Annotated in this window: 13 protein-coding genes; 7 read left to right on the forward strand and 6 right to left on the reverse strand. The window is 62.9% G+C overall.

The genetic code is table 11. From position 1 onward, the window contains the following. Positions 1–198: 198 nt before the first annotated feature. A complete protein-coding gene (locus tag JMV54_RS00005) occupies positions 199–411 on the forward strand; it encodes an SPOR domain-containing protein (RefSeq protein ID WP_201516850.1) in 213 nt (70 codons plus the stop codon). A gap of 12 nt (positions 412–423) precedes the next feature. On the opposite strand, the gene panB is transcribed toward JMV54_RS00005, so the two are convergent. Beyond that, positions 424–1,251: a 3-methyl-2-oxobutanoate hydroxymethyltransferase gene (panB, locus tag JMV54_RS00010; protein WP_201516851.1), complete on the reverse strand. Its 828-nt coding sequence runs from the start codon at positions 1,249–1,251 to the stop codon at positions 424–426. A 126-nt stretch (positions 1,252–1,377) separates the two neighbouring features. On the opposite strand from panB, the gene glnA (JMV54_RS00015) reads away from it, so the two are divergent. Both glnA (JMV54_RS00015) and JMV54_RS00020 read left to right on the forward strand, forming a co-directional pair. Then, the gene (gene glnA / locus JMV54_RS00015) at positions 1,378–2,712 is read left to right on the forward strand and encodes a type I glutamate--ammonia ligase (protein ID WP_201516852.1); all 1,335 of its coding nucleotides are present in this window, start codon (positions 1,378–1,380) and stop codon (positions 2,710–2,712) included. A gap of 14 nt (positions 2,713–2,726) precedes the next feature. Next, a complete protein-coding gene (locus JMV54_RS00020) occupies positions 2,727–5,693 on the forward strand; it encodes a bifunctional [glutamine synthetase] adenylyltransferase/[glutamine synthetase]-adenylyl-L-tyrosine phosphorylase (protein ID WP_230972732.1) in 2,967 nt (988 codons plus the stop codon). 112 nt (positions 5,694–5,805) lie between these two features. Here the strand turns inward: JMV54_RS00020 and glnA (JMV54_RS00025) are convergent, their stop codons facing one another. Beyond that, positions 5,806–7,230, reverse strand: a complete 1,425-nt coding sequence (gene glnA, locus JMV54_RS00025) for a type I glutamate--ammonia ligase (protein ID WP_201516853.1) — start codon at positions 7,228–7,230, stop codon at positions 5,806–5,808. Positions 7,231–7,386: 156 nt separating this feature from the next. On the opposite strand from glnA (JMV54_RS00025), the gene JMV54_RS00030 reads away from it, so the two are divergent. Beyond that, the gene (locus JMV54_RS00030; protein WP_201516854.1) at positions 7,387–7,803 is read left to right on the forward strand and encodes an RDD family protein; all 417 of its coding nucleotides are present in this window, start codon (positions 7,387–7,389) and stop codon (positions 7,801–7,803) included. Between the two features lie 77 nt (positions 7,804–7,880). Here the strand turns inward: JMV54_RS00030 and JMV54_RS00035 are convergent, their stop codons facing one another. After that, positions 7,881–8,588 carry a DUF4191 domain-containing protein gene (locus tag JMV54_RS00035; RefSeq protein ID WP_201516855.1) on the reverse strand — a complete coding sequence of 236 codons (708 nt, stop codon included), beginning with the start codon at positions 8,586–8,588 and terminating at the stop codon, positions 7,881–7,883. Positions 8,589–8,745: 157 nt separating this feature from the next. Here JMV54_RS00035 and JMV54_RS00040 point away from each other — a divergent pair, with 157 nt between their 5' ends. After that, positions 8,746–10,242 carry a hypothetical protein gene (locus JMV54_RS00040; protein WP_201516856.1) on the forward strand — a complete coding sequence of 499 codons (1,497 nt, stop codon included), beginning with the start codon at positions 8,746–8,748 and terminating at the stop codon, positions 10,240–10,242. Between the two features lie 182 nt (positions 10,243–10,424). On the opposite strand, the gene sucB is transcribed toward JMV54_RS00040, so the two are convergent. The 3 genes from sucB to JMV54_RS00055 form a co-directional block, all read right to left on the reverse strand. Beyond that, positions 10,425–12,185: a 2-oxoglutarate dehydrogenase, E2 component, dihydrolipoamide succinyltransferase gene (sucB, locus tag JMV54_RS00045; RefSeq protein WP_201516857.1), complete on the reverse strand. Its 1,761-nt coding sequence runs from the start codon at positions 12,183–12,185 to the stop codon at positions 10,425–10,427. Between the two features lie 43 nt (positions 12,186–12,228). Then, positions 12,229–13,602, reverse strand: coding sequence for a dihydrolipoyl dehydrogenase (lpdA, locus tag JMV54_RS00050; protein ID WP_201516858.1), 1,374 nt, complete (start codon positions 13,600–13,602; stop codon positions 12,229–12,231). Positions 13,603–13,823: 221 nt separating this feature from the next. Continuing rightward, on the reverse strand, positions 13,824–15,278 hold the full coding sequence (locus tag JMV54_RS00055; RefSeq protein ID WP_201516859.1) for a leucyl aminopeptidase: 1,455 nt from the start codon (positions 15,276–15,278) through the stop codon (positions 13,824–13,826). Positions 15,279–15,423: 145 nt separating this feature from the next. Between JMV54_RS00055 and JMV54_RS00060 the strand changes: the two genes are divergently transcribed. Beyond that, on the forward strand, positions 15,424–16,335 hold the full coding sequence (locus JMV54_RS00060) for a proteasome assembly chaperone family protein (RefSeq protein ID WP_201516860.1): 912 nt from the start codon (positions 15,424–15,426) through the stop codon (positions 16,333–16,335). After that, positions 16,332–17,711, forward strand: coding sequence for an MFS transporter (locus JMV54_RS00065; protein ID WP_230972733.1), 1,380 nt, complete (start codon positions 16,332–16,334; stop codon positions 17,709–17,711). Before JMV54_RS00060 ends, JMV54_RS00065 begins: the two co-directional genes overlap by 4 nt. Positions 17,712–17,807: the final 96 nt, after the last annotated feature.

The following is a 17,807-nucleotide window of genomic DNA, read 5'->3' on the forward strand; positions in this document are numbered from 1 at the left end:
GGATGTGGTGGGGGACGGTGCGGCGGGGCGAGACAATGCCCGGGACGAGCAAACCCTGTGAATCTTTCGGCATGGTTTGATCCTAGTGCGCCCGGCTGCGTGACTGCGCAGCGGCGGTGCTGTCGAGTCTGGGTTCGCAAATGAGAGCAGTGTCGCGTATGCGGCGGCTTCTCGGCTCGCCATGCCAGCATGGGATACATGTTTGGAAACAAAAAGACGCAGTACTGGTACAACACCCGCACCGGCGAGGTTGAGCAGGGTAAACAATCGCCCGCGCATGAGCTGCTCGGTCCCTTCGACACGGCCGACCAGGCACTTCATGCCGATGAGCGGCTGCGCGCAAACGCGCAGGAGTGGGCAGAAGACGACGCCCGAGAAGAGGCAGAACGAAACGGCGAGAAATACGAATAGCTCGCCGCGGCGCTACTGCTGCGTATTTTCGTAATTCTCTGCCTCGGATGGGTAGGCACCCGAGCGCACATCATCCACGTAGTGACGCGCTGCCTCACCGAGCACACCGGCAAGGTCTGCGTAGCGGCGCACGAAACGGGGCGTGCGGCCGGTGGTCAGTCCGAACGCATCTTGCCAAACGAGAATCTGGCCGTCGCAGCCGGCCCCGGCACCAATCCCAATCGTCGGGATTTGCAATTGTTCGGTAACCCGCTGGGCAACATCCGCCGGCACCATCTCAAGCACCACGGCAAACGCGCCGGCGCGCTCAACAGCGAGCGCATCGGCAAGCAGCTGAGCCTCGGCAGCGCCGCGGCCCTGCACCACATGCCCGCCGAGGCCGTGCTCCGATTGCGGCGTGAAGCCGACGTGTCCGCACACGGGGATACCCGACTCGGTGAGCCGCCGGATCTGCGCCGCCATTCGTTCGCCGCCCTCGAGCTTCACCGCCGCAACATTGGTTTCTTTCATGAACCGGGATGCGGTTTGCCAGGCTTGTTCGGGCGAATTTTCGTACGAACCGAAGGGGAGGTCAGCGACCACCAGGGCGCGCTGTGCCGCACTGGCCACCGCGCGTGCCATGGGGATGAGCTCATCCGTGGTGATCGGCAGCGTTGTTTGGTAGCCGAGCACGACGTTCGCGGCCGAATCGCCCACCAGCAGCAGATCAACATCCGCGGCATCGAAGATTGCGGCGGTGAGCGCGTCATAGCTGGTGAGTGCGGTGATTTTGTGGCCGGCAGCTTTCGCCTGGGCGAAGTGCCGGGTGCGAATACGCTTGCGAGGTTCTGGCTGGCTCATGTCGACAGTCTAAGCGTTGACACCGAGCATCAGTCCGGATCGCAGCCGCTGCAGGCGGCGTGACGGTAGCCTGGAATATATCCGCAGCAGCCGGATCGCGACGATATTTTCGGAAGGTGTGCGCTCATGAGCCGACAGCAAGACTACGTGCTTCAAGCCATTGAAGAACGCGACATACGCTTCGTACGGCTGTGGTTTACCGATGTGAACGGCTCGCTCAAATCGGCCGCGCTGGCACCCGCCGAAGTGGAGGGAGCATTTTCTGAGGGCGTGGGGTTCGACGGCTCATCAATTGAGGGACTTACCCGGCGCACCGAATCCGACATGTTGCTGCGACCCGACCCGTCAACCTTCCAGGTGCTGCCATGGCGCCACGTTGACCCCACCGCGCGCATGTTCTGTGACCTCACGACCCCCGACGGCCAGCCCGCAGCGGCCGACCCGCGCGGGGTGCTGCGCCGAGCCCTCGACCACGCCGCCGAAATGGGATTTGGGTTTTTTGTGCATCCCGAGATCGAGTTCTATCTGTTCGAATCGGGTAAGCCCGGTCCCGAAGGGCTCGTCCCGGTGGATGAAGCGGGCTATTTTGACAACGTTGCCGGCGGCGTCACCCACGAGTTTCGTCGCCGCGCCGTGCGCCTGCTCGAAGATCTCGGCATCCCGGTTGAATACAGTCACCACGAGGGTGGCCCCGGACAAAACGAAATTGACCTGCGCTATGCCGACGCGCTCACGATGGCCGACAACATCATGACCTTCCGCACCGTGGTCAAAGAGGTCGCGGTTGAGCAGGGCGTGTTTGCATCGTTCATGCCGAAGCCGCTCAGCGGCTGGCCCGGATCGGGTATGCACTGCCACCTGTCACTCTTTGAGGGCGATACGAACGTGTTCTACGAACCGGGTGCGCGCCACCAGCTCTCGCAGACGGGGCGCCGATTCATCGCCGGGCTGCTGCGCCACGCGCCCGAAATCACCGCCCTCACCTGCCAAACGGTGAACTCTTACAAGCGCATCTGGGGTGGTGATGAGGCACCGAGCCACGTGTGCTGGGGCCACAACAACTCTTCGGCGTTGGTACGAGTGCCCACCTACAAACCCAATAAGGGCAACTCGGCGCGAGTGGAATATCGCGCGCTCGACTCGGCAGCCAACCCCTACCTGGCATTCGCAGTGCTGCTCGAAGCCGGGCTCAAGGGCATCGCCGAAGAATACGAGCTGCCCGAAGAAATCGACGGCGACCTGCGAGACCTCAGCGAACGAGAACGGCGCGTGCTGGGATTTAAAACCCTGCCATCGAACCTCGACACGGCCCTCGAACTCACGCAGGAGTCGGAACTGGTCGCCCAAACCCTCGGTGAGCAGTTGTTCAGCTACTTCCTCGACAACAAACATGATGAGTGGCGCCAATACCGCGCCCAGATCACCGATTTTGAGCTGCGCACCGGGCTCGCGAAGTACTAGTCACTGAGATAACCGTGCGCACCGCATCCCGAACTGAACTCATCCGCCTCGGTTATTCCAACCCAACCGCGGCACTCGAAGATATTGCGGTAATTGCTGAACTGTTGAGCATCGACACCGATGCGGTACTGGCAGTTATCGGCAACGCCACCGCCGACCCGGATGGCGCCGCCGCGGCGCTGCGGTTGATAATCGAACGAAACCCGCAGCTGGGGGAGACCTGGCACTCAGAATTGCGGATGCTGCGCAGCGGGGCGACGCTTGCGGGCGCGTCTGTGGCATTTGGTGAGTTTTTGCGACGTCACCCTGACCGGCTCGAGTGGATTCACGAGCGGCGACACGAATTGCCTAGCCGGGCCCAGGTGTTCGCCGCCATGCAGGATGCGGTGGCCGGTACAACCGGAGATGCCGCGGTTACCGCACTGCGTGTCGGCTACCGCTCGGTGCTGGCGTGGATCGCGCTCTACGACCTGCGCCTCGACGATCCGGCGGTGTCACTGCACCGCATCGCCGGGGTGCTCGCCGACCTGGCTGACGCCACCGTCGAAACCGCGCTGCAGCTTGCGCGCAACGAGGTAGCCTCCGAAAGCCCGGGATTTGGCAAATTCCCCGCCGCGCAGGTTGAACAGGTGCGACTCGCGGTGATCGCGATGGGGAAATGCGGGGCGCAAGAACTCAACTATGTGTCGGACGTTGACGTCATGTTCGTTGCTGAGCCACAGCGCGGAAGCGAGCTCAGCGGTAACCAGGTCGCAAATATTGCCACAGCAATTGCGCGGCAGATGATGCGCATCATCGAAGAACCGGCTGTCGAACCGGGCCTGTGGGAAGTCGACCCAAATCTGCGCCCCGAAGGCCGACAGGGTGCCCTCGTGCGCACGATTGACGCCTACCGTCGCTATTACGAGCGCTGGGCCGAAAACTGGGAATTTCAAGCCCTGCTCAAAGCGCGTCCGATGGCTGGCGACGCCGAACTCGGCGCCGAGTTCATGGAGGTCATCGAACCGCTCGTTTGGCAGGCCAGTGAGCGAGACGACTTCGTGTTGCAGGTGCAGGCGATGCGCGAACGAGTCATCGCAAACATCCCCGCCGACGAAGTGCAGCGTGAGCTCAAACTTGGGCCCGGCGGGCTGCGCGATATCGAATTCACGGTGCAGCTGCTGCAGCTCGTGCACGGTCAAAACGACCCCTCATTGCGGGTGCGCTCCACACTCGACGCCCTCAGCGGCCTGGTCGCGCAGGGATTCATCGGCCGTGACGACGGCGCTAATTTCATCAACGACTACCGGTTCCTCCGCCTGCTCGAGCACCGCATCCAAATGCGCCAGCTGCGCCGCACTCACCTGCTACCGGTTTCGGAAGCTGAGCTGCGCATCATCGCCCGCGGCGCCCGGCTCGGCACCGCAGCACAGCTTCAGCAAGAACTCAACGAGGTGCGTCGCCGCGTGCGAGGCCTGCACCAGCAGGTCTTTTACCGGCCGCTGCTCAGCGCCGTGGCAGCCCTGCCCAGCGAATCGTTCCAGCTCACCAGCGAACAGGCAGAAGTGCGGCTACGCGCCAGCGGCTATCGCGACCCGCAGGGTGCCCTCAACCACATCAACGCGCTCGTCAAGGGCGTGTCTCGACGGGCCACGATGCAGCGGCACCTGCTGCCAGTGCTCATCGACTGGCTGGGCCGTGGCGCCAACCCCGACCAGGGGCTGCTGGCGTTTCGCAAACTCTCGGAGCAAAACGGCGAAGCATCCTGGTACCTGCGACTGTTGCGCGACTCGAATCTCGCCGCACGACGGCTGTGCGCGCTGCTGTCATCAAGCCGGTTCTGCGCGGTGTTTTTTGAACTTTTCCCTGAAGCGGTGCGCTGGCTCGACTCAGACGACCGGCTGCATCCCACAAACCTTGAGGCGCTCGAAATCGAATTTTCGGGCGCACTCAAACGGCACCGGCAGGCAAACGACCTGGCACGCATCATTCGAAGTATGCGACGACGCGAAGTGCTCCGCTTGGCGATCGGATTCATCCTCGGCATCAACAACATCGACCAGACCGCTCAGGGACTCACCGATATTGCCACCGCCACCATCCGCGCCGCTGACGCCAGCGCCCGGCTACTCGACGAAAACCCGCATCCCAACACCGAGTTCGCCGTCATCGGGATGGGCCGCTACGGCGGGTCCGAGCTCGGATTCGGATCCGACCTCGACGTCGTGTTCGTCTACCGCGGCAGCGAGGACGGCGACGAACAGCGATGGTCGCAGCAGCACGTACACCGGATGGTGGAACTCACCATGGATCCGCGCCTGCCACTCGACCTCGACGCGGCACTGCGGCCCGAAGGTAAGGCCGGGCCGCTGACCCGGTCACTCGACGCCTATCGCAGCTACTACGAGCGCTGGTCACTCAGCTGGGAAGCCCAGGCACTACTGCGCGCTAACCCGGTGGCTGGTGGCCCCAAACTTGGTGACGACTTTCTCGCAGTGGCCGAACCGATTCGGTACCGGGCCGGCGGACTTAGCGCGTCAGACCTGCGCGAGATTCGTCGCATCAAAGCGCGGGTGGAATCTGAACGACTGCCGCGCGGAGCCGACCCCCGCCGCCACCTCAAACTCGGGCGCGGATCGCTCAGCGATGTTGAGTGGCTCGTGCAAACGTGGCAGATGAATCGCGCCCACGACACTCCCGGGCTGCGTACCCCGTCGACACTCACGGCGCTCGCGGTTGCTGAGGAGGCCGAACTAGTCAGTCGCGAGGATGCGCAGGTGCTGCGGCGAGCATGGCTGCTGGCCTCGCGCATCCGCTCGGCCGTGTACCTGTTTGCTAACACCCAGACCGATGTGCTGCCGACCGATCCGGTTGAGCTTGAGGGTGTCGCTCGGCTGCTGGGATATCCGGCGGGTAGCGGTATGGAGCTCGAAAACGACTACCTCGAGGCAACGCGGCGGTCACGGCAGGTGTTTGAGCGGCTGTTTTACGGCGACGAATAGCTGCACCGTTACGCAACGCTGCGCCGCTACTCATATAAAGGGCCGCTGTGGCACGAGCCGAAGCTGTGCCACAGCGGCCTTGGTTGGATGCGCTTAGCGTATCCGGTGCGCTTTAGCAGCCGAATGTGGTCTGGTACTCGAAGGGGTGGGGCAGTGCGGCCAGCGGCGCCACATCCGAGTTGATTTTCAGATCGATCCAGGTGCGGATGAGGTCTTCGGTGAACACACCACCCTTGAGCAGGAACTCGTGGTCTTCCTCGAGCGCGCGCAGCGAGTGGATGAGCGAGGTCGACAGCTGCGGGATATCGGCCGCTTCCTCCGGCGGCAGCTCGTAGAGATCTTTATCGATCGGGGCCATCGGCTCGATCCGGTTATCGATACCGTCGAGCCCGGCCATCAGCTGCGCGGCAAAGGCCAGGTAGGGGTTTGCCGAGCCATCCGGAACCCGGAATTCGATGCGCTTGGCCTTCGGGTTGGCACCGGTGATCGGGATGCGCACGGCAGCCGAGCGGTTACCCTGCGAGTAGACGAGACTGATGGGCGCCTCGTATCCCTTCACCAGGCGTCGGTACGAGTTCGACGACGGGTTGGTGAAGGCGGCCAGCGCGTTGGCGTGCTTGAGAATACCTCCGATGTACCAGCGTGCGGTGTCAGAAAGGGATGCGTAGCCGGCCTCGTCATAGAACAGCGGTTCGCCGTCCTTCCACAGCGACTGGTGGGTGTGCATCCCCGAACCGTTGTCGTGGGCGAGGGGTTTCGGCATGAATGTGGCAACCTTGCCCCAGTCGTTTGCGACGCCCTTGACGAGGTACTTGAATTTCAGCAGGTCATCGGCTGCGGCGACCAGCGTGTCGAAGCGGTAGTTGATCTCGGCCTGACCGCCGGTACCCACCTCGTGGTGGGCGCGCTCGAGCTTCAGACCCGCTTCCATCAGCGTCACCGAGATGGCGTCACGGATGTCTGCCTGCTTGTCAGTGGGCGGGACAGGGAAGTAGCCGCGCTTGAGCGGGATTTTGTTGCCGAGGTTGTTGCCATCGTCTTCGGCAGCCGAGTTCCAGTACCCCTCATCCGAGTCAACCTCGTAGAAGCTGCGGTGGGCGCTGACCTCGTGGCGAACACTGTCGAACAGGTAAAACTCGGCCTCGGAAGCGAAAAACGCGGTGTCGGCGATGCCGGTTGAAGCGAGGTATTTTTCGGCCTTTTTGGCGACCTGGCGGGGATCGCGGTGGAAAATTTCACCGGTGCGCGGGTCGTAGATGTCAAAAATAACGATGAGCGTGGGTTCGGCGCGGAACGGGTCAACGTAGGCGGTGGTCACATCGGGGATGAGCTGCAGATCCGATTCGTTGATCTGCGCAAATCCGGCGATTGAGGAGCCGTCAAACAGCTGCCCCACCGAGAAGAACTCCTCGTCCACAGAGTCTGCCGGGATGTTGAAGTGCTGCTGCACCCCGTGCAGGTCACAGAAACGAACGTCGACGAATACGATCGCGTTCTCTTTAATAAACGTCATCAATTCTGCGGGCGTGGTGAACATTGTTCTCCAGTCGTTGTGCGGGTTGGGCATAATGCCGAAACGAGCCCGGTGCCACAACGCCCGTGGCCCGTCTTGCATGCCTCAATAATACGGGTCGTTATGCCGATGACATTCAGCGCAATGCAGGAAGTCGTGCAGGGCAATACACTTCAAGTCATGTCGAACTCCTCCGCCTCACCAGAATCCGCGTATCCCGGGCAGCGCCTGGGCCTACCCGAAGACGGGCCGGGGTCGATCGCCGGCTATGGGCGGCGAGTGGTCGGCCTGATCATCGACTGGGGGTTCGCCTGCCTGCTCGCCTGGCAATTTTTTAACTATCACCCGGTCGCCATCATGGTGCTGTTTGTGGCGATAACGGCCCTGACCATCACACTTTTTGGCGGCTCGATCGGGCATCTGCTGTGCGGGATGCGCCTGAACACGGTGGCGGGGAAGGCACCGGGGTGGTGGCGTCCGTGGATTCGACAGACCCTCGTGGTGTTTGTGATTCCCGCGCTCATCACCGATGTGGATCAGCGCGGGGCACATGATGTGCTCTCGGGGCTGGTGCTGCGCCGTTACGTTGCCGAGTAGCTCACGCTGCATCCGCCGGCTGACAAAAAACGGTGGTGGCCAGCCGAGCTGACCACCACCGAGTGAGTTACATGCGACTAGCGCATCTGCGAGCGCGAGGGGCGAACCCGGTTCGGGTCGATGCCCTTTGGAATTGGCAGCGATGACTGCTGCAGTGATGCGAGCCGCTTGTCAACGGCGAGGATTTCGGCCTTGTTGAGCTTTTTCGGCAGCTTTTTCAGTTCGCGACGCAGCTGGCCGAGCTTAATCCCGCCCTGACCCACAAGGATGTGGCGTATCGGTACGTTCGGCAAAATTCGCTGCAGCTTGCGGCGCTCATCCGCCAGCAGTTTTTTCGAGGCGGCACTATCCGATTCGGTGATGAGCACCACACCGGGCTTACCGATCGCACGGAACACGACGTCCTGCGTGCGCGGGTTCATTGCCACCGGGGTGTCGCTGGTTTTCCACTGGCCGCGCAGTGACGACGAGAGTACCGCGCCCGAGGCACCTTTTTGGCCTTCGAGCTGGCTGTAGGCCACGCGTTCGGCTCGCCGGTTGAGGGTCATCATGAACAGCAGCAGCGCCACCAGCAGCGACAGCAGCATCATCAGGATCCACATGACCCAGTTGTTGTTGTACACAAACACAACAAGCAGCACACCGGCTACGATCGGCAGCACCACCGCCGCGATCATCAACACGATCGCGAGCTTGTCGTACTTGGCCGTCATTTTGACGATGTCGATAATTTGCCGGATGCGTCCGGGCTGCTTCTGCGTCTGCGCGCTCGATGTATTCGCCATAATGCTCAATTCTAGGTGGGATCTGTCGCACCGGCAGAAACCGCGCCTGCGCTCTGAGCGAGAAGGCAGTTTCCACAACCCGCTGACAGCTCGAGTTTCCACAGCGACCTCATTATGCGAGTGGTCACTGCGGCGGGATCGGCGACACTTGGCTGCCATGACGAGCATTACACGATCCAGGCACGGGGATGCGCCACAGCTGGGCGAGGTCATTGCGGGCTGGCGGCTGGTGCGCCGTCTTGCTGACGATGCGGCCGGGCGGGCGCAGTTTGCGGTTGTGGGGGAGCGCGGCGACGCTGCTGCCGTGGCCAGCACGCACTGGGGTGGTTTCGCGGCTGTAGATCCGGCGACTATTAGTTATTTGGAGCGGCGCGCGGTGGTGGTGCCGGAGGCTGATTCGGCCGGGCTCTTGGCCGAGTGCGCGATTCGGAGTCGACTCGAGGCCGACTTCGTGCCACGGGCTGAAGAAGTGCCGGCGACCGAACATTGGCGCATCGCGATCTATCCGCTGCACTATCTCACCAGCTTCGCCGAATATGTGGCACACGGCGTTGAACTCGAGGCCGGCAGTATTGTCACGATGCTCGTGCCGATTGCTGAGACGATCACGGTGGCGCATCGTAGTGGCGTCGCCCACGGCGAATTGAATCTGCGATGTTGCAGCATCGATGAGGCCGGCCGGCCGCAGCTTGGTGATTGGCATGCCGCCACTGAGCTGGCGAAACTTTCAAATCTGCGACGCGATTTGCAGCTGGGCGCCGATTTGCGTGCGCTCGGGCAGATCGCCGACGCCCTGCTAGCACAGTGCTCGACCCCGGCCACGGCGGCGTTGCGGCAGTCGATCGATCAGCTGCGTAGCGGTGTTGCCGATGATCAGGCTGCCGCCGCGCTGCTGGACGCGCTGTTTCGCTGGGCACCCGCAGCAGCCGTGCCACCACTCACGAGATCCCAGCCGCATAGCGAATCGAGCGCTCTTCGACCACAACTCTCCGGCCTGCAAAATGCGTTTGAGGCCGGAACAGATGATGATGAACCGCTGCTGGCAACCGCACCGCGAAAGCGATTTGCGGTGCTCGAGCCGACTATTGAGCGTTTCCGGCGGCTTGCGGCACCGATCCGGCCGGTGATTTGGTTGGGAGTTGCCGCCATCGGCGCCGTCACAGTTGCCGCCGGTGTTGTGCTGCAAGCCGCCGGTGCGAGCGCAGATGCGGAGCCCGCGCATCAACCCGCGCAAGTGGTGACGGAGCACGAAGCCAGCGGCCAGGAGATGTCTGCCGATGAAAGCTCTGGCTTGGCGGCGCAGGCTACCGATAGTACTGCCGTCGCGGCTGATGACTCGACGGACGCCGCCGGCGATTCGGCAGCGGTAGTGGAAGAGCTCGTCCAGCGGCGCAATGCCTGCCTTGAGGTCGGGGATGCGGAGTGTCTCAACACCGTGTATGCAGTGTCGGCGCCGGGCCTAGAAATTGATGTTGAAGCTATCGGTGCAGGGGAGTCGCAAGCGCGCATCATCACGGCAACGCAGTGGCACAAAAGCACCGATTTGGGTGATGTTGAGTTATACCGCAGCTCGGATGGACGAGTGGCGGTGGCAGTGATGCGTGATTTTGAGCGGGGCTGGCTGCTGCGAGAGGTGTGGATGCACAGCGAATAAACCTGGCAACTGCGGGCTGGCCGTTCAGTAGCGCCGCGCTGCAATAAGTGCTGCCGTGCGGTCAGTGCCGCTGTTCGGGCAGTGTTGCTGTTCGAGAGATGGTTTGAGGGTGGATCACCGCGGTGACCCACCCTCAAACTCTCGGTGCCGGTAAACGGCTGGGCTGCGTGCGCCCGGTTGTGCTAGATGCCGAGATTACCCTCGAACGCACCCTCTTCGAGGCGCTGCTTGACCTGGGCAAGGAAGCGAGCAGCGTCGGCGCCGTCGATGATGCGGTGGTCGTAGCTCAGGGCCAGGTACACCATCGAACGAACCGCGATCGCCTCGCCACCGTCGGCAGTGGGCACCACGGCCGGGCGCTTCACAACAGCGCCGGTGCCGAGGATTGCTTCCTGCGGGAGGAACACGACCGGGGTGTCGAACAGTGCGCCGCGCGAACCGGTGTTGGTGACCGTGAACGTGCCACCGGCCAATTCGTCGGGCAGCAGCTTGTTGTCGCGGGTGCGGGTTGCCAGGTCATCGATCGACTTGGCGAGATCGGCGATGCTCATTCCCGCGGCATTCTTGATAACCGGAGTGAGCAGACCGCGCTCGGTGTCAACCGCCATCGAGATGTTTTCGTAGCCGGGGTAGACGATTTCGTCGCCCTGCACGGTCGAGTTGATGATCGGGTAGGTCTGCAGGGCCTCGATAGCCGCAAGGGTGAAGAAGGGCAGGTACGAGAGCTTCGAACCGGTCTTCTCGAGGAACTCGGCCTTGCGGCGATTGCGAAGCTCGGCAACCCGAGTGACGTCCACCTCAACCACAGTGGTCAGCTGGGCAGTCTGGGTCATCGACTCAACGGCACGCTGCGAAATGACCTTGCGCAGACGCGACATCTTCTGGGTGGTGCCGCGCAGCGGCGAAACCTCAAACGGGGTCGGGGTGTCGGCGGCGCCAGCGGCAGCGGGAGCCGCGGCGGCCGGAGCCTCGACTACCGCATTGAGGACGTCTTCCTTGCGGATGCGGCCACCAACGCCGGTGCCGACGATGGTGCTGAGGTCAACACCACGCTCCTGTGCGAGCTTGCGCACGATCGGGGTGACGTAGCGAGGATCGCCAGCCTGGGCCTTCGGGGCAGCTGGTGCCTGAGGTGCTGCCGGAGCTGCAGGGGCCTTCGGCGCCGCGGGCGCAGCCGGAGCCTTCGGGGCGGCGGGTGCCTGAGGTGCTGCCGGGGCCTTGGGGGCTGCGGGTGCAGCGGCTGGCGCGGGCGCAGCCTGAGCCGGTGCCGGCTCTGCCGCTGGCGCTTCCGGTGCCTCGGCCGGAGCCGCTTCCGGCTCAGATGACTGTGCCGATGCTGCCGACCCCGAACCAACGCGAGCCAAAACAGCGCCAACCTCGGCGGTCTCGTCCTCACCAACCAGGATCTCGAGTACGGTACCGGCTACGGGGGAGGGCACCTCGGTGTCGACCTTGTCGGTTGAGACCTCGAGCAGCGGCTCGTCGACCTCGACCGTCTCACCGACCTGCTTGAGCCAGCGAGTGACTACGCCCTCGGTAACACTCTCGCCGAGCGCGGGCAGGGTGACATCCTGAGCGTCACCCGATTCCGGCTGCGCCTCGGTAGCAGCTGCAGGCTCAGCCTCTTGTTCAGCTTCTGGTTCGGCCTCTTGTTCAGCCTCGGATGCGGCCGGGGCGGCACCCGACTCGGGTGCGGCTGCACCGCTGCCGTCGCCGATGCGGGCGAGCACCGCGCCAACCTCAACCGTTTCGTCTTCACCAACGAGAATTTCTTCGACGGTGCCTGCCACGGGTGAGGGCACCTCGGTGTCGACCTTATCGGTTGAGACCTCGAGTAGTGGCTCGTCGACCTCGACCGTCTCACCGACCTGCTTGAGCCAGCGAGTTACCGTTCCTTCGGTAACGCTCTCACCGAGCGCGGGGAGTGTTACATCCTGAGTCATCTGGAATCGCTCCTAATTGTGTTTTTCAAGCTCGAGCAGGTGTCTAGACCGCGTGCAGCGGTTGACCGGCGAGTGCCATCATGGCCTCGCCAAGCACTTCATTCTGGGTCGGGTGGGCGTGGATGAGCGGCGCAACATCCTCGGGATAAGCATCCCAGTTGACGATCAGCTGCGCCTCGCCAACGAGCTCGCCAACGCGAGCCCCGATCAGGTGGATGCCAACAACCGGGCCGTCCTTGACTCGCACCACCTTGGCAATACCGGCGGTGCCGAGAATCGAGCTCTTGGCGTTACCGGCCAGGTTGTACTCGTAGGTGGCGATGGCGTCGTCGCCGTGCGTTTCACGTGCCTTGGCCTCGGTGAGTCCCACCGAAGCAAGCTGCGGCTCACAGTAGGTCACCTTCGGGATGTTGGCGTCGCTGACGAGCTGCGGGTTGAGGGCGGCAATGTGCTCGGCGACAAAAATTCCGTGGGCGTAGCTGCGGTGCGCAAGCTGCAGGCCAGGCGTGATATCACCGATGGCGTAGATGCCGGGAACCGAAGTCTGCAGGTTTTCATCAACGATGACAAACCCACGCTCCATATTGATTCCGACACGCTCAAAACCGAGGTCGGAGGTGACCGGGCCACGGCCAACGGCAACCATCAGCACATCGCCATCGATAACGTCACCCTTGTCGGTCTTCACGTGAACGCCGTATTCGTCCTGCGTGACCGAGTCGAACTTGGTGTTGGTGTGGAAATTAATGCCGCGTTTGCGGAAGGCACGTTCGAGCTGCTTCGAAAGCGCAACATCCTCGGCCGCTGCGAGGCGGTCAAGCCCCTCAATGATGGTGACCTCGGCGCCGAGTGAGCGCCAGAGACTGGCGAACTCGAGACCGATCACACCGCCACCGAGCACCACGGCCCGGCGCGGCACCCAGTTCATCTGCAGTGCCTGGTCGGAGGTGATGACGTTGCCGGTGATTTCAAGGCCGGGGATGGTCTTCGAGAACGATCCTGTTGCCAGCACGATGTGCTTACCGACATAGCGCTCACCGTCGACCTCAACGGTTTTGTCATCAACGAGGCGGCCGAAACCCTCGACAACCTCGACACCGCGCATCTTCAACAGGCCCTGCAGACCCTTGTGCTTTGACGAGACGATGCCGTCGCGGAACGCGGCGATCTTTTCGCCGTCTACACCGTCAAGGCTCAGGTTGATGCCCATGCGAGCGCCATCGGTCACCGCATCAGCCACCTCGGCGCTGTGCAGCATTGCCTTGGTGGGGACGCAGCCGCGGTGCAAGCAGGTGCCACCAAGCTTGTCTTTTTCGATCACCACAGCTGACATGCCCAGCTGGACACCGCGGATGGCGGCGGCGTAGCCGGCGCTTCCGCCGCCAAGTACGACCAGATCAAAGTTGTGTTCTGACACTCCTGGAGCTCCCTCTCGGTGTGTGTTGTGGAAGTTCTGTGCTCATGCAGAATGCTTCTCGTCAGCAGGATTACTGCCACGAATTCGCGCTCAGCCGATACCTCGCGTCAGCCTACACCGCGCAACCTTGCGCAATCTTGATTGTGAGTCCAGAAAAGATGTGCGGCTGGCTCGGATGCACCCCAAACCAGCCGCAAATCATGCGCGCGTGTGCGTAATCGCTATTGTGCCGCCGCGATCAGCTCAACGAGCGTGCGCACCGGATTACCGGTGGCACCCTTGTTGATGTAGCCGTAGGCACTGTCGCTATTGGCCGGGCCGGCGATATCAAAGTGCAGCCACGGCAGCGGTTTCCCGTCAGCATCCTCACCGACAAATCGCTCGAGGAACGCCCCCGCAAAGAGCATGCCGGCCTCACGGTAGCCGGGCTTTGAATTGACAATGTCGGCGACATTCGACTTCAGCGCGTCGTCGAGCTCTTCCGGAATCGGCATCGGCCACAGCGGTTCGCCCGTCTGCTTCGCGGCAGCGACGGCCGCATCCCGCCAGTCATCGGTGTTCCCCATCAGACCGGTGGTGCGGCTACCGAGCGCAACTACCTGGGCGCCGGTGAGTGTGGCGATATCAATGATGAGGTCGGGACGCTGCTCCGAGGCCAGGCACAGGCCATCGGCCAAAACCAGCCGACCCTCGGCATCAGTGTTGGTGACCTCCACGGTGGTGCCATTGCGCATTTTGAGCACATCATCGGGCTTGATCGCCGAGCCCGACGGCATATTTTCGGCGAGGCAGCAGTAGCCGGTCACCTGCACGTGCAGCCCGAGCTTTGCCACCGCGAGCAGGGTGGCAAGCACCGACGCGGCACCCGACATATCGAATTTCATGCCGAGCATCGAACCGGCGGGCTTGAGCGAAAGGCCACCGGTGTCGAAGGTGATGCCCTTACCAACCAGCGCAATGTGTTTGGCGGCGTTTTCGGGGTTGTAGCGCAGCTGCACGAGTCGCGGCGGGTTGTCTGAACCACGGCCGACCCCGAGGATGCCGCCGCAGCCGGCTTCTTCGAGCGCTGCTTCATCCCAAATCTCAACCTCAACCTCGTACTCGGCAAGTACGTCCTGGGCGAGCGCAGCGAAGTCTTCGGGAACCAGGTCGCTCGGCGGGGTGTTGGCGAGGTCACGAGCCAGCGCAGCCGACTCGGAAAGCACACTCGCCTGCAGCAGTGCCTCGGCGAACTCCTCGCCTCCAGCCACGAACGCAACCTCGCGGTCGTGCTCGTCAGCCTTGCTGAGGAAGCGGTCGAGCTTGTGCGCACCCAGCGCAAAACCGGTGGCAAACGCCTCTACCTCGTCGGCGCTGCCAGCAAAATCAACGATGACCTGCTCGGCCTCGGCGAGCGCGCGGGCGGCTACACCAGCGGCACGGCGAATCGCCTCAAGCTCACGCTCGTCACCGATACCCACCAGCAGGGCGGGGCGCTCGGTTTCACCATCGGTGATCAACACGCGAAGGGTTGCCTCGGCCTTACCGGTGAAATCGAGTGCCGCTAGGCGCTCGGCGGTGATGCCGTAGTCGTTCGCAGCCAGCAGCTGCGGGGTCTCAGAACCGAGCACCGGGATGACGATGATGCCAGCGGCGCCCGCGGTCGAATCAATCAACGAAAAGCTAGGAATCTGCATAGTGCAGACTTTAAGCGCCCCGGGCTGAAAGAGCGCCGTACCCGCGTGACCAAGCGGCTGCCAGCATCCGGTTGGTGCCGCGCGAACGGTCACGCCGTCAGCGAACCAGCCAGAATTTTTTGCCGAGCCGCGTACCATGGCGTTCATGATTGGTCGCGACTCACTTTTTGAACCCGCGGCGCACTGGGCAGCGGTGCCACAGGGGCTGCCGCTGGTGGCGCTGCTCGACGGGTATCGTGACGCCGGCCACACTGTTGCGCTGAGCGTCGAAACCATGCTTGCTGACGATGGCGGGCAGCTGGTGGCGGTGTTCGACACCGATTCGCTGCTCGACTATCGAGCCCGGCGGCCGCTCGTGAAAGTCGAGGGGAACCACATCAGTGACTTCCGCAGCGCCCGTCTCGATCTGCGACTGCTGCGCGACTCGATCGGGCAGCCCTTCCTGCTGCTCTCGGGGTTTGAACCCGACTTCCGCTGGGAAGCGTTCACTCGCGCGCTCAATGAAATCACCACGCATTTCGCTGTGTCGAGCGTGACATGGGCCCACAGCATCCCGATGCCGGTGCCGCACACTCGTCCCATTCGCGTTGCCGCAACCGGGAACCGCGAAGAAATTATCGAACAGCTCTCGGTGTGGAAAGCACACGTCGAGGCGCCGGCTCACGCGCTGCACCTGCTCGAATATCAGCGGATGCAGCAGGAGCTCGACGTGGTGAGCATCGTGGTGCTCACCCCGCACTATTTGGCCGACGGTGCCTATCCTGCGGCGGCGATGCGGCTGCTCGAGGCACTCGGCACCGTTGACGGCATCCTGGTGCCAACCGAATCGCTGCGAGAACGCGATCGCGAGTTTCGGGCGACATTTGAAGAGACGCTCGCCGAAAACGACGAGGCGGTCAAACTCGTCGAAGTGCTCGAACAGCAGTACGACGGTTTTTTGAAGGGCACCCCGCTCGAAAACCCGTTCGCTAACGCCGACGGCGAACTACCCGACGCTGACAAGATCGCGGCCGAGCTCGAACGCTACCTGAAATCACGGTCGGACGGCACGAATTGAGCACCAACAAGGCAGCGAACGAACCCGACGAGTTCACCAACCCCACCACCGCAGCCCTGCAGCTTGTGCCGCGACGGCTGCCGACCGTGATGTTCACTATCGCGCTATTCGCGTATCTCATCGCGGTCACCCAGCGCTCGTCGCTGGGGGTTGCCGGGGTGGATGCAGCCAATCGCTTTGATGCTGGCGGTGCTGCCCTGTCGACACTTGGCGTGATGCAGATGGCCGTATATGCGCTCATGCAGATTCCGGTTGGGATGCTGCTTGACCGCTTCGGCCCGCGGATGCTGATTCTCGCCGGTGCCATCGGTATGGCGCTCGGACAGGCAGTGGTGGCGTTCGCGCCAACGCTCGAGGTCGCTGTGCTTGGCCGCATCCTGGTGGGTATCGGTGACGCCACCACATTTGTTTCTGGTCTGCGCATCATCGCCGCATGGTTCCCGCAGCGCCGGGTGCCGCTGATGCAGCAGTGGTTCAGCAACCTCGGTCAGATCGGCCAGTTTCTTTCAGCGGTACCGTTCGCGATGCTGCTGCACTGGAGTAACTGGACCGTGGCGTTTTTGTCGACCGCAGCACTGTCGGTCATTGTCGCGATTGTGGTTGCGGTGGTGCTCTCCGACACCCCGTGGAAGCGCACCGCCGGTAGCCGCGTGTCGCTGCGCGGCGCATTCGTGAAACTCGGTGACGCTTTCGTGCGCCCCGGCACCCGCATGGGTTTTTGGGCGCACTTTTCGTCACAGTTTGTGGGCACCGTGTTTGCACTGCTGTGGGGATATCCGATCATGGTGCAGGGGCTGGGGCTGGCGAAAGAACTTGCCGCTGTGCTGCTGATTGTGCCCATGCTGGTGGGCATGATCGCGGGGCCCTGGATTGGGCTGGCAACGGCGCGTTGGCCGCTGCGACGATCAAATATTGTGGTTTTGCTGGCGAGCCTGATGACCGCATCCTGGATTGGCCTGATTGTGTGGCCCGGTGTGCCGCCGCTGTGGTACTTCCTGATTGTGCTGGTCGCGACCGGGGTGTGCGGGCCGGGCTCGACCATCGGCTTTGATTTCGCGCGCACCTTTAACCCGGCCTCCAGCTACGGCTCGGCCTCGGGCATCGTAAATATCGGTGGCTTCACGGCGAGTGCAATCACCATGCTGCTGATTGGATTGGGGCTCGACTTCGGGCCGCAAACCGCAGCGGGCGTGCCGAGCTGGGAGGCCTACCAGATCGCGCTCTGGGCCATTCCGCTGATGATCGTCGTCGGTATCGGCGGGCTACTGGCCGAGCGGCGCCGCACGCGCTCGCGGCTGGCCGCAGAAGAGGGCGTTACCGTGGCGCCGCTGTGGTTGGCCGTTGCTCGCCAGCTGCGCCGCAAGCACGACAACTAATTGGCCGCAGCTTGGGGCCACTGCCGGGTATCGGCGTACCGGGCATACGCGAGGGAACACTCGCGATAGAAAGCTGAGTGCCGCTGGGAATAGTAA

It is taken from the genome of Gulosibacter hominis (assembly GCF_904842695.1).
In the GTDB taxonomy this organism is placed as follows: Bacteria; Actinomycetota; Actinomycetes; order Actinomycetales; family Microbacteriaceae; genus Gulosibacter; species Gulosibacter hominis.